At 67.7% G+C, this 11,993-nt stretch carries 11 protein-coding genes; 6 read left to right on the forward strand and 5 right to left on the reverse strand.

The features are described 5' to 3' along the window. Window positions 1–688 (forward strand): hypothetical protein (locus ABZ749_RS17260; protein WP_357228788.1); only part of this gene is annotated, 688 nt, incomplete at its 5' end. A 409-nt stretch (window positions 689–1,097) separates the two neighbouring features. After that, on the forward strand, window positions 1,098–2,771 hold the full coding sequence (locus tag ABZ749_RS17265; RefSeq protein WP_357228791.1) for a hypothetical protein: 1,674 nt from the start codon (window positions 1,098–1,100) through the stop codon (window positions 2,769–2,771). Window positions 2,772–3,383: 612 nt separating this feature from the next. On the opposite strand, the gene ABZ749_RS17270 is transcribed toward ABZ749_RS17265, so the two are convergent. The 4 genes from ABZ749_RS17270 to ABZ749_RS17285 all read right to left on the reverse strand — a co-directional run bounded on the left by ABZ749_RS17270 (window position 3,384) and on the right by ABZ749_RS17285 (window position 5,736). Next, on the reverse strand, window positions 3,384–3,821 hold the full coding sequence (locus ABZ749_RS17270; protein ID WP_357228794.1) for a VOC family protein: 438 nt from the start codon (window positions 3,819–3,821) through the stop codon (window positions 3,384–3,386). A 271-nt stretch (window positions 3,822–4,092) separates the two neighbouring features. Next, the gene (locus ABZ749_RS17275) at window positions 4,093–4,347 is read right to left on the reverse strand and encodes a Smr/MutS family protein (RefSeq protein ID WP_007465523.1); all 255 of its coding nucleotides are present in this window, start codon (window positions 4,345–4,347) and stop codon (window positions 4,093–4,095) included. A gap of 119 nt (window positions 4,348–4,466) precedes the next feature. Then, window positions 4,467–4,835, reverse strand: coding sequence for a tetratricopeptide repeat protein (locus tag ABZ749_RS17280; RefSeq protein ID WP_355005736.1), 369 nt, complete (start codon window positions 4,833–4,835; stop codon window positions 4,467–4,469). Window positions 4,836–4,965: 130 nt separating this feature from the next. Then, on the reverse strand, window positions 4,966–5,736 hold the full coding sequence (locus ABZ749_RS17285; RefSeq protein ID WP_124860484.1) for an ROK family protein: 771 nt from the start codon (window positions 5,734–5,736) through the stop codon (window positions 4,966–4,968). Between the two features lie 62 nt (window positions 5,737–5,798). Here ABZ749_RS17285 and ABZ749_RS17290 point away from each other — a divergent pair, with 62 nt between their 5' ends. The 3 genes from ABZ749_RS17290 (at window position 5,799) to ABZ749_RS17300 (ending at window position 8,825) form a co-directional block, all read left to right on the forward strand. Next, entirely contained in the window at window positions 5,799–7,436 is a 1,638-nt protein-coding gene (locus tag ABZ749_RS17290) for an ABC-F family ATP-binding cassette domain-containing protein (RefSeq protein ID WP_357228797.1), read from the forward strand. 38 nt (window positions 7,437–7,474) lie between these two features. Further along, on the forward strand, window positions 7,475–7,783 hold the full coding sequence (locus ABZ749_RS17295; protein WP_357196436.1) for a hypothetical protein: 309 nt from the start codon (window positions 7,475–7,477) through the stop codon (window positions 7,781–7,783). A gap of 316 nt (window positions 7,784–8,099) precedes the next feature. Beyond that, window positions 8,100–8,825, forward strand: coding sequence for a methyltransferase domain-containing protein (locus ABZ749_RS17300; RefSeq protein WP_357228799.1), 726 nt, complete (start codon window positions 8,100–8,102; stop codon window positions 8,823–8,825). A gap of 133 nt (window positions 8,826–8,958) precedes the next feature. Here the strand turns inward: ABZ749_RS17300 and ABZ749_RS17305 are convergent, their stop codons facing one another. Further along, a complete protein-coding gene (locus ABZ749_RS17305) occupies window positions 8,959–10,458 on the reverse strand; it encodes an amino acid permease (RefSeq protein ID WP_357228802.1) in 1,500 nt (499 codons plus the stop codon). Between the two features lie 201 nt (window positions 10,459–10,659). On the opposite strand from ABZ749_RS17305, the gene ABZ749_RS17310 reads away from it, so the two are divergent. Continuing rightward, window positions 10,660–11,993: family 10 glycosylhydrolase (locus ABZ749_RS17310; protein ID WP_357228805.1), on the forward strand; the 1,334-nt coding region annotated here is incomplete at its 3' end.

Consider the following 11,993-nt stretch of genomic DNA (forward strand, 5'->3'; position numbering starts at 1 on the left):
CCAGGAGCTGTCGCACCATCGGGATACGGTGTGGGGCGTGGCAAAGCCTGTCCGCCGTGGCCGTGGCCGAGGTCGTCCTCGGCGAGTTCAGCGCAGGGTTACCCGGAAGGTTCTTGTCGATCCAGCCCGCCTGGATCAGACCGGAGAGCCGCAGGCTGACTCAGCGATGGTCAAGAGCTTTGTCGGCGTCACGCCCCTGGCCGGCGTCCAGGCCGCAATGGCCAAGAGCCTCATCGGCGTCACGCCCCTAGCCGGCGTCCAGGCCGCGATGGCCAACATCGGCGTCACGCCCCTAGCTGATTTCCAGGCCGCGATAGCCAAGAGCCTCATCGGCGTCACGCCCCTAGCCGGCATCCAGGCCGCAATGGCCAACATCGACGTCACGCCACTAGCCGACTTGCTGAATGGACTACTGGACACCGCATCGGCCTCGCCGGAAGTCGAGCCGACCCTGTGGACTCCGGAACGAGAGCGGTGCCGCCTACAGCTGCGAGGGTTGACGCCCGAACAGCGTGTCTGGCTGCTGGTGATGCTGCTCCACCTAGTAGTAGCGTCGGCCCAGCATGTCTCAAGCCTTGTCAACGCCGACAACCCTCACTTCGATATTGAGAAGTTCGTCGCTCACCATGTGCAGGCCCTTGGCATCTCCCTCGGCTACTACAGCTTGAAGAAGACAATGAAGAAGTAGGGCCGTCGCGAAAGGTTGCCGCTGTGTCGCTTGACCCTCAGACCTTGGCAAGGTAGTCGGGTGAGGTCCACAGCGCTGCATGACAGGCGGATTGAGGTTGTAGCGACCCCATGTGGTTCTGTCGGTTGCTGTACATCGTTGCTGTACTACCGGAAGTCACCGAGGTCGCACCACTCCCCCGCCGGCCCTGCCATTGCTTCTGCTGGCGCGGGGGTCCGAACCCCATCCACCTGCAACTTTAGGAGATCATCTTTTGGGGGCCGCCTTCGGCCAAGCCGGCATAACCCTCGTAGCGCCTCCAGGGGGTCGGAAGTAGACCCAGGAATGACCGCATGAGGGGTTCCTGAGCGCTCGCGATCTTCGATAGCGTCTGCCTCTACTTTCAACGTGGGGACTCCGGAGGTACTCAGTGGCGGTGCGGCAGCCCAAGCGGCGGATTCGAAACGAGTTCACGTTAGGTGAGGGTGCCGCCGAGTACGACGGCCTGCTTCGCGAGGCGTTCTACGAGACGTGGCTATACCGGGCAATCGTGTCCCGGGATGATCAGCGGTGCTTCCTGATAGGACGAACAGGAAGCGGCAAGTCCGCACTGTTTCGCCAGATGGAGTTTGAGCATGGCGATCACTTAATTCGGCTAAGCCCAGAAGATCTATCATTGACTTACATCGCAGAGCTGCAAGTGGTGCGCTTCCTGAAATCGCTGGATGTCCACCTGGATCCACTATTCATTGCACTCTGGAAGCACGTCCTAATAATTGAGATCGTCAAACATCGCTATCAGGTAGACTCCCCCGAAGCAAAGCAACGCTTTCTAAACGGACTGATGGATAGAATTAAGCGAGACAAGAGCAAACAGGAGGCTCTCAAGTACCTAGAGGACTTCGACGGAAAGTTTTGGCAGGAAACGGACGAGCGCGTCAAAGAGATCATTGAGAAATTCGAAACGCAAGTAAAGGCCGAAGCCGGCGCGAAGATTGGGGCCGGACTAGCGAGTTTCAGCGGAAACGCCGGTGACACGGTGATGGAGTCGGGCGAAAAACGACGAGAGCTGGTCAATCGCTTCCAGCGTCTGGTGAATGAAACACAGCTACCTCGGCTGAACAAGATGGAGCGCGTCTTAAACGAGGACATTCTCGACTCAGCTCAGCACTACACTTACATCGTCATTGACGACCTTGACCGCGATTGGGCGGACGAGCAGATCACCAATGATCTCATTCGGTGCCTGTTTCGCGCGGTAATGGATCTCAAGCGGGTTGAAAATCTCAAAATCTTGGTCGCACTTCGAACAAACATCTTCGAAGCTCTCGATTTTGGCAGGACCGGCGGGCAGGAAGAGAAGTTCCGTGGCCTCAGCCACACGCTTCGATGGTCGAAGAACGAATTGCGCGACCTTCTGGATAATCGTGTCAGTACGGCCGCCCAACGCCACGGCCTGACGGACGTGAAGTCGATGGACGAGCTTCTTCCCCGCACGAATCCCACTAGAGGAAACCCACTCGAATACATCCTCAGCCGAACGCTGCTTCGGCCACGTGACGCTATCGCGTTCCTGAACGAATGCTTTACGCTCTCGAACGGGAAAGAAAAGCTAACTTGGACAGCAATCCAGTCGGCCGAGTCCGCATATTCCAAGAACCGCCTACTTGCGTTACGGGATGAATGGAAGCCAACCTATCCCGGCATCGAAGAACTACTTACTGCATTCACTCGCTCCCCCAACACGCTGGATTGGGATGAGATGAGGAGACGACTGGCCGAGTGTGCCGTCCTGATCGCGGAACCCGATTTCCCCGGACGAACTTGGTTAACTCCCATCGCAGAACCGCTCTGGTCGGCGTCCAGCTCGGATGACACTGCTGAGGTCCACCAGCCGCTAATCCGGCTTCTTCACAACATCGGATTCATTGGGTGCATTACCACTGTAGAGGAGGCAATAGGTTCTGAACGCAGACAGGTGGACGAGCCTGCGATTTACAATAACGATCAACCCAGTTTTGCCGACCACGTCAGTAATCTGCGCAGAGTCTCGGCGTTCACGGTCCATCCGGCCTTTAGGCCCGCCCTGGATATCAGAGATTGAGCAGTGGCTGGGCACTCAATTAGACGCCGCGACGCCGACTCAAGCCTCAGTACACCACACCTTGGGGAATCACTCCTGCCCCCACCATCCCGTCGGCCTTCGTCCGCACATCGTGGAGTGGGTGTGGCTTGCCTGGTCAAGGTGGAGCACCCCACTGTCTGAACGACCTTGACCAGGCAAGCCACGCCTGCTCGGCTCCGCCCGGCCGGAGGGTGTCGGGATGGCGCCAACCATCCCAGAGCGCCCGAGCGCCCCGCCGGAGGCACGCCCTGGTCGTCGCCTTCACCATCGAAGCCCCGGATCTGCCATCACTCATGGCGGCCCGGGGCTTCTTCGTATGTCGCGCCGCCGGCGGGGCTGCAGCCGTTCGGGGTGCGCCCATGCGCTTGCGCTAAGGGCGCGGGGTCCCTGATCGGCGACCCGCTTGGGTCGGCCCCTGGTCGGCGGCGCGAGCGGTCTGCGAAGCGGGCCGCCTTGATCCCGTACATGGTTCCTCACACGCCTACTCACCTCGACGGAGTCAGGGCTCGGGACCTGCGTGACCCATCGGTATCAGGACCTGCGTGACGCTGTTGAGGGCCGCAGCTTGGCCAACTGTCCGCCCGAACAGGCCTAAAGGACGTCGAACTCGTTGCCCTCTGGGTCAGCCATCGTCACGTGGTCAGGCGTACCGTCCGGTTCGTCGACCCGGAGTACGGTCCCGCCCGCTGCCACCAGTTTCTCGACCATCGCCTGGACCCGCAGCCAGCGCACCTCCAACGGCTCGTGCCTGCCGCCGCCGACGTGGATATCGAAGTGCATGCGGTTCTTGACTACCTTCGGCTCCGGCACCTTCAGGAACGAAATACCGGGCCGGATCCCGTCGGGGTCCTCAATGAAGGCGCCGTCGTCCCACTCCTCTTCAGGAACCTTGAAATGGGCCTGCCATGCCTCCCAGGTGCCGAACCCTTCTGGTGGGGCGGCCGGGACGTACCCCAGCGCCAGGCACCAGAACGCGGCCAGCTCACGCGGGCTCGCGCAGTCGACGGTCATGGACCACTGCTCTGACATCGCCACACGGTAGACCGCCGAAGGCCACACCGAGAGGCCGGCCCGGTTCCGGGCATCCCCGCCACAACATCACCGCTGAGACGTCCACGCAGTGAACCACCAAGGCTCCTGGGGACCGCCCCGCTGGACCTCGCGGGTGGCGAAGTCGGCCCGACTCGGAGACCCGGCCAGCGCAGACGCTCCGCGAGCCCTTGGCGGCCTGGAACCGGCATGACCATGGTTCGATGGCTTCAGTAGAGCCTTGAAAGGCAGATCAGAGGCCATGCGGTCGCTATTTCCAGCGGAAGTGGACGAAGAGGCGGCCGAAGTTCTTCGAGTCCTTCTCCACGCGGTGGTAGAGCTGCTTGACGTCCTTCTGGTCGAGGAACCGCAGCACCCGCTTCTTGAGCTGGCCGGACCCCTTGCCGGGGATGATCTCGACGAGGGTGGCCTTCTTCGCCACCGCCTCGTCCATGATCCCGCGCAACGCCCGGTCGATGTCCTGGCCCTTGTTGAAGATCTCGTGCAGGTCCAGCTTGAGCTTCATGCCGCAGCCCCCGGCCGGTCAGGTCCCATGTCCGCCATCCTAGGCACGTCCGCCAGGTCGTCCGACGACGACGAAGGGGCGGCCCCGAAGGACCGCCCCTGCCACGTCGACTCGCACGCTCAGCGCCGGCCGCCCACTCGGGTCTCCACCCGCTCCAGCGCGGTCCGGTAGTCGTCGTTGGCCGCGTACATCGCTGCGGCGATCCGCAGGTGCCGCAGCGCGTCGGTGTGCCGGTTCAGCCGCTCCAGCGTCCGACCGAGCACGTGGTGCGCGTAGTGGTCGCTCGGGTCCCGTTCGACCAGCTCACGCAGGTGCTCCTCGGCGCGGTTGAGCTGGGCCGACTGGAAGTACGCCCGGGCCAGCAGTTGCCGGACCGCAGCGTTGCCGGGTTCGGCGTCGATGATCGGCTCCAGCAGTCGGGCTGCACCGCTGGGGTCACCGGTCTCGAAGAACATGGTCGCCCGCCGGTAGTCCGCCAGAAGATCCATCTGCCACCTCCTCGGGTCGCACCGTCACCTGTTCCGACGCTGGCACAACACCGGACGTTTGGCGACTGTTCCCGGGGTCGAGATCAGGTCACTTCCGGCCGCCGATGGCCGCCGAAGAGGCGTCGAAAGGTCAGGTGCGGGCGTTGCGTCGTCCGGCCGAAAGTTCCCAGGCGCGGACACCGCCGACGATTCCGGCGGTGTTCGGCACCACCACCACGTCGTCGCCCATCCGGGCCAGCTGCTCGGGCCGGATCAGCCGGGAGTTGCCCCCACCCAGGTAGAGCCGGTCCCAGCGGAACACCGGGCGGAGCCCGTCCACCACCTGACGGATCCGACGGGACCAGAAGGCGTCGCCGAGCCGCCGCCGTTCCGGCTCGCCGACGTACGTGTCGTAGGTGGTGCCCCAGCGCACGGGCGCGTGCGACAGCTCCAGGTGCGGTGCGAGCACCCCGCCGTCGAAGAGCGCGCTGCCCAGCCCCGTCCCCAGGGTCAGCACCAACTCGCAGCCGGTGCCGGCGACCACTCCGGCTCCGTGCACCTCAGCGTCGTTGAGCACCAGCGCCGGCACCCCGAACGCGTCGGCCAGCGCGCCGCGCGCGTCCCAGCCGGACCACTCGGCGAGCAGGTCCGGGTCGACCCGACTGCGGGGGCCGCTGCGGGTCACGTAGTGCGGCGTGCTCACGACCACTCCGTGCCGGATCATCCCGGGTACGCCGACAGTGAGCCGGTCCGCCGTTGGCAGGCGCCCGCCGAGATCCAGCAGGGTCCGCACAAACAGCGCGGGCGGCAACGGGTACGGGGTGGGCACCCGCAACGGCCGGGCCCGCATCGTTCCCGCCTCGTCGAGCACGGACGCCTTGATGCCCCCGCCCCCACAGTCGATCGCCAGTGTGGTCACCACGTCGTTGAGTCTGCCCGCTGGGGAGCGGTGATATGCAGGCGGCCGGATAGGCTGCCGTCCTGATGAGCGCCACGATGATCGTCAAGGACCTGGCCGCCGGGCACGGCGACCGCCCACTCTTCGCCGGATTGGACCTGGTGGTCGCCCCCGGCGACGTGGTCGGGCTGGTCGGGCCGAACGGGGCCGGCAAGTCGACGCTGCTGCGTACCCTCGCCGGGTTGTTGCCGGTCGAGGCCGGCAGCGTGCGACTCAGCCCGCCCACCGCGAGCGTCGGGCACCTGCCGCAGGAGCCGGAACGGCGACCGGGCGAGACGGTACGGGACTTCCTGGCCCGCCGGACCGGGGTGACCGCCGCGCAGGCGGCGTTGGACGCGGCGACCGAGGCGCTGACCGCCGGGGCGGCGGGCGCCGACGACGCGTACGGCGACGCCCTGGAGCGCTGGCTCGCCCTCGGCGGCGCGGACCTGGACGAGCGCGCCGAGCAGGTGAGCGCCGACCTGGGGCTCGCGGTCGACCTGGACCACCCGACGACCGGGCTCTCCGGCGGTCAGGCGGCCCGGGCCGGGCTGGCGTCGCTGCTGCTCAGCCGGTACGACGTGTTCCTGCTCGACGAGCCGACCAACGACCTGGACCTGGCCGGGCTGGAACGGCTGGAGGAGTTCGTCACGGGGCTGCGCGCCGGCACGGTGCTGGTCAGCCACGACCGGGAGTTCCTCACCCGCACGGTGACCCGGGTGTTGGAGCTGGACCTGCCACAGCAGCAGGTCAACCACTACGGTGGCGGCTACGCGGCGTACCTGGAGGAGCGCGAGGTGGCCCGTCGGCACGCCCGCGCGGACTTCGAGGAGTACGCGGAGACCAAGGCTGGGCTGGAGGCTCGGGCCCGGACCCAGCGTGGCTGGATGGAGAAGGGCGTCAAGAACGCCCGCCGCAAGGCCACCGACAACGACAAGATCGGCCGCAAGTTGCGAGCCGAGTCGAGCGAGAAGCAGGCCGCCAAGGCCAAGCAGACCGATCGGCTGATCGAACGGCTCGACGTGGTCGAGGAGCCCCGCAAGGAGTGGGAGCTGCGGATGGAGATCGCCGCCGCGCCCCGCGCCGGCGCCGTCGTGGCCACGCTGCGCGGAGCCGTGGTACGCCGTGGTGGCTTCACCCTCGGCCCGGTCGACCTCCAGATCGACTGGGCGGACCGGGTCGCGGTGACCGGGGCGAACGGCTCGGGCAAGTCCACCCTGCTGGCCGCGCTGCTGGGCCGGCTGCCGCTGGACGAGGGCACCGCCTCGCTCGGGCCCGGCGTGGTGATCGGCGAGGTGGACCAGGCCCGCGGGCTGTTCCTCGGCGACATGCCGCTGATCGACGCGTTCGAGGCGGCCGTACCCCACCTGTCGCCGGCGGACGCGCGGACCCTGCTGGCCAAGTTCGGCCTGCGGGGGGCGCACGTGCCCCGACCGGCGGCCACCCTCTCCCCCGGTGAGCGCACCCGGGCGGCGCTGGCCCTGCTCCAGGGCCGTGGGGTCAACCTGCTGGTGCTGGACGAGCCCACCAACCACCTGGACCTGCCCGCCATCGAGCAGCTCGAATCGGCGCTGGCCAGCTACCCCGGAACGCTGCTGCTGGTCACTCACGACCGGCGGATGCTGGCGGCCATCGAGACCAACCGGCGACTGCGGGTCGACGCCGGGCGGATCGCCGAGGATTGATCCGTGCCCGTGGGCCGGCGCGGGGTGAGAATGACGCCATGCTCAAGTGGGAGTACGCCCTGCTGGTCCGCCGCCGCCAGGCCGCGACCACCGACCTCGGCTGGGAGGTCGTCTTCGTCTGGTACGGCCCGGACGGCTCGATGGTCGACGTGACGCCGTACGGCGACACCTCGCTGGCCCACCTGAACCGGGCCGGCGACCAGGGCTGGGAGTTGGTCGCGATGAGCGAGGACCCGTCCCTGCCCGGCAACCACGAACTGCACCGCTACCACCTGAAGCGGCCGAAGCCTGCCGACCCGCCACCCCGCCAGCGAATGCGCGGCGGCCGACGCACCATCTCCGGCTGATCCGACCGCTCCGGGCCGAGGCGGCCGGCGCGAGACCCGTGCCGGCGCGAGACCCGTGCCGGCGCGAAGCCCGTGCCGGCGCGAAGCCCGTGCCGGCGCGAAGCCCGTGCCGGCGCGAGACCCGCGCCGGCGCGAAGCCCGTGCCGCTGTTGACCGTGATGTCGTGGAGTCATCGTGATGACTGTGTGACATCACGATGACTGCGACTCGGCCCGCGACACGCGCGTGGGCGGACCTCGCCTCAGCGAGCGGCGAGGTGGATGAGTGGGGCATAACGGGCGGGATTGCGGGTATCGCGCGGCGGGAGGTGGCCCGAATGGTCGCTTTGGCACAGACTCCGCCCTCGGCCGACCGGCTGCGGGCGATCGATGATTTCCTCGCCCAGGCATGGGCGGATCAGGTCCGCCACGATGATCGGTTGCGCGACCTGGCGGTCGATGTGCGGTTCGACCGGGGGGTGGCGCATCTGAGCGGCCAGGTGGCCGAGCCCGCCCAGCTACGGCTGGTGCGGGAGCTGGTCGGACGGCTCGCCGGTGTCTACGGCGTCTGGTGCCGGGTCGGCATCGGCGGGCGGGCGCCGGTGGTGGTGGACCTCGGTTGTGGGCCGACCAAGCAGTGGTCGAGCAACCTGGGGCTGGACATCTACCCGGCGCCCGGCGTGGATGCGGTGGCGGACCTGTCCGGCTCGCTGCCGCTCGCCGACAACTCGGTGGACGTCCTCTTCGCGGTGCACATCCTGGAGCACCTGATCGACTTCCTGCCGCTGGTCGACGAGTGTCACCGGGTGCTCCGCCCCGGCGGGGTGCTGCACGTGATGAGCCCCTGGTGGGGGCATGTGAACGCGGTGGCCGACCCGACTCACGTCCGGCTGATGGACGTGCAGACGTTCAAGGGGATCTGCCAGCTGCGGCCACCGGGCACGCCGCGCTGGTACCCACTGCACGCGGGCTGCGACGGCGCCTCGATCTTCGCCGACCTGACGCCCCTCCCCCCGGACGCCGACCCGGCACCGCAGTCCCACCTGGCCCGCTTCTTCGACTAGCGGATCCGGGTGGACTCGCGGAATTCCAGGCGGTGGGTGGCGCGGAGGTCGTCGAGGCCGGCGGCGCGCAGCACCATAGCTGCGCAGGTCGCGCGGAAGGGCCCCGCAGATCGGGCCCTTCCGCACCCTCGGGTCAGGCAGTCGGCTCACGGGGGGTCGGAGGAGCGACGGCGGGCTCGTGCTGGGCCAGCCGGTTGCGGCGGTAGCCGTAGCCGAAGTAGATCAGCGCGCCGAGCAGCATCCAGGCCAGGAACCGCAGCCAGGTCTCCACCGACAGGTTGAGCATCAGGTAGAAGCAGGCCAGCGCCGAGACGATCGGCAACACCGGTGAGAACGGCACCCGGAACGGCCGCTCCAGGTCCGGCCGCTTGCGGCGCAGGATCGGCACCGCCACCGAGACGAGGACGAACGCGCAGAGCGCGCCGATGCTGACCAGGTCGGCCAACGCGGACAGCGGCAGGAAGCCGGCCAGCAGCGCGACCGCCACCGTCATGATCGCCGAGATCCGGTACGGGGTGCCCCAACGCGGGTGCACCTTCGCGATCGAGGGCGGGATCAAGCCGTCCCGGGCGATGGCGAAGCCGATCCGGCCCATCGCCACCAGGTCGACCAGGATGACGCTGGTCAGGCCCGCGACCGCGGCGATGGAGACCAGCACTGCGGCCCACCCCGCGCCGACCGACTCGAAGGCCGACGCGATCGGGGCGCCCCGGTCGATTTCGGTGTACGGCACCATCCCGACCACCACCAGCGAGACGCCGATGTAGAGCACAGTGGAGATCAGCAGCGTGCCGAGCAGACCCAGGGTGAGGTCCCGCTTGGGCTTGCGCGTCTCCTCGCCCAGGTTGGCAACGGCCTCGAAGCCGGTGTACGCGAAGAAGACCACGGCGGCGGCGCTGAGCACCCCGACGAAGCCGAAGACCGACGGCTCAAGCCCGAAGAGCGCCTGGGTGACCGGCTGCTTGATGCCGTCGTCGCCGCTCCCGGCGGGCTCGGCCGGCGGGATGAACGGGGTGAGGTTGGCGGCCTTGACGAAGAACAGCCCGGCTACCACCACGAAGACGCAGATGGCCACCTTGACCAGCACCAGCAGGTTGGTGATCCGGGCGGATTCCCGGATGCCGACGATCGCCACGACGCCGAGGATCAGCACGATGGCGATGGCGCCCACGTTGACGGTGCTGCCCTCCTCGCCGAACCAGCGGGTCGGCAGGTCGAGCAGTTCGGCGAGGTAGCCGGACCAGCCTCGGGCCACCACCGCGGCGCCGAGCGCGAACTCCAGCAGCAGGTCCCAGCCGATGATCCAGGCGACGATCTCGCCCATCGTGGCGTACGCGTAGGTGTAGGCGCTGCCGGCGGTCGGCACGCTGGAGGCCAGCTCGGCGTAGCAGAGGGCGGCGAGCAGGGCCACCACGCCGGCGATGGCGAAGGAGATCACCACGCCCGGCCCGGCGCTGTCCCGGGCCTCGATCCCGGTGAGCGTGAAGATGCCGGTGCCGATCACGATGCCGATGCCGAAGCCGGTGAGGTCGATCGCGCCGAGCCGTCGCTTCAGCCCCAACTGGCCGTCGCTGCCGTCCGCCTCACCCTGGGCTATCACGTCCTTGATTGGTTTTGTGCGCAGCACGGACACCCGGTCACCCCTCCCACCGTGCGACCACCCCGTGGCGGCCGGTGACCGGCGTTGCTACCCAGCGGAGCGATTGGTCAACCACGAACTCTTGCGGCGTCGGCCAGATTGTGAAAATTTCCTACCAGCAACGCGGACATCGACGGCGAATCTTGCCGCGCACCGCGCGAAACATCCGGGAGCCCCAACGAAGGGACACACCGCATGAAAGCCACCCGACTCGGAGTCGCCGGGCTGGTCACAGCCCTGCTCGGTACGTTCGTCACCGCCACCCCCGCGAGCGCCGCGCCCAGCGCGGCCGACACCACCACCACCACCTGCGCCACCGACCCGGCCACCCCGAAACGGCAGTTCCGGGCCATGTGGATCTCGTCGGTGGTCAACATCGACTGGCCCAGCAAGGCGTCCCAGACCAGCCCCGACCGGATCGCCGCGCAGCAGACCGAGTACCGCGAGCTGCTAGACCTGGCCGGGCGACTGCACCACAACGCCGTTGTGGTGCAGGTCCGGCCCACCGCCGACGCGCTCTGGCCCTCGCCGTACGAGCCCTGGTCGGAGTACCTGACCGGGGTACGCGGCCAGGACCCGGGCTGGGACCCACTGGCCTTCCTGGTCGACGAGTCGCACAAGCGGAACCTGGAGTTCCACGCCTGGTTCAACCCGTACCGTGTCTCCATGCCGGCCCCCGGTGGCGCCGGCGCGGACCTCGCCCAGCTCGCCCCCGGCCACCCGGCCCAGCAGCACCCCGACTGGACCTTCGCCTACCCACCGGCCGGCGTGGCCGGCAGCCGGCTCTACTACAACCCCGGAATCCCCGAGGTACGCGAGTTCGTCCAGACCGCCATGATGGACGCAGTCAAGCGGTACGACATCGACGGCGTCCATTTCGACGACTACTTCTACCCCTACCCCAGCGGCACGTACCAGGTGCCGGACGACGCGACCTTCGCGGCCCACAACCGGGGCTTCACCGACCAGGCCGACTGGCGGCGGGACAACATCAACCTCCTGATACAGGAGATGAACGGCAAGATCAAGGCGGCGAAGCCGTGGGTGAAGTTCGGCGTCAGCCCGTTCGGCATCTGGCGCAACAAGACCGCCGACCCGCTCGGTTCGGACACCACCGGCAGCCAGTCGTACGACATCATCTCCGCCGACACCCGTAAGTGGATCAAGCAGGAGTGGATCGACTACGTGGTGCCGCAGCTCTACTGGTACATCGGCCAGTACCCGGCCGCCGACTACGCGCGCCTCGTGCCGTGGTGGGCCGAGACGGTGCGCGGCACCCGCGTGCAGCTCTACATCGGCCAGGCCGACTACAAGAGCGGAGACCCGGCGTACGGGCCGTACTGGCAGAACCCGCGTGAGCTGTCCGACCACCTGACGCTCAACCGGTCGTACCCGGAGGTGCGGGGCAACGTGCACTTCTCCGCGGTGCAGGTACGGGCCAACCGGCTCGGCGCCACCGACATCTACGCCGGTGAGCACTACTCCCGCCCGGCGCTGGTGCCGGCCATGCCCCACCTGCCGGCGCGGCC

The sequence above is a fragment of the Micromonospora sp. NPDC047753 genome (genome assembly GCF_040642735.1).
Lineage (GTDB): Bacteria > Actinomycetota > Actinomycetes > Mycobacteriales > Micromonosporaceae > Micromonospora.

What these genes read in the sequence shown, in the direction of transcription:
- ABZ749_RS17300 (WP_357228799.1), top strand. Translation starts at nt 8,100, where the DNA reads ATGGTCGCTTTGGCACAGACTCCGCCCTCGGCCGACCGGCTGCGGGCG.
- ABZ749_RS17290 (WP_357228797.1), top strand. Translation starts at nt 5,799, where the DNA reads ATGAGCGCCACGATGATCGTCAAGGACCTGGCCGCCGGGCACGGCGAC.
- ABZ749_RS17280 (WP_355005736.1), bottom strand. Translation starts at nt 4,835, where the DNA reads ATGGATCTTCTGGCGGACTACCGGCGGGCGACCATGTTCTTCGAGACC.
- ABZ749_RS17275 (WP_007465523.1), bottom strand. Translation starts at nt 4,347, where the DNA reads ATGAAGCTCAAGCTGGACCTGCACGAGATCTTCAACAAGGGCCAGGAC.
- ABZ749_RS17270 (WP_357228794.1), bottom strand. Translation starts at nt 3,821, where the DNA reads ATGTCAGAGCAGTGGTCCATGACCGTCGACTGCGCGAGCCCGCGTGAG.
- ABZ749_RS17295 (WP_357196436.1), top strand. Translation starts at nt 7,475, where the DNA reads ATGCTCAAGTGGGAGTACGCCCTGCTGGTCCGCCGCCGCCAGGCCGCG.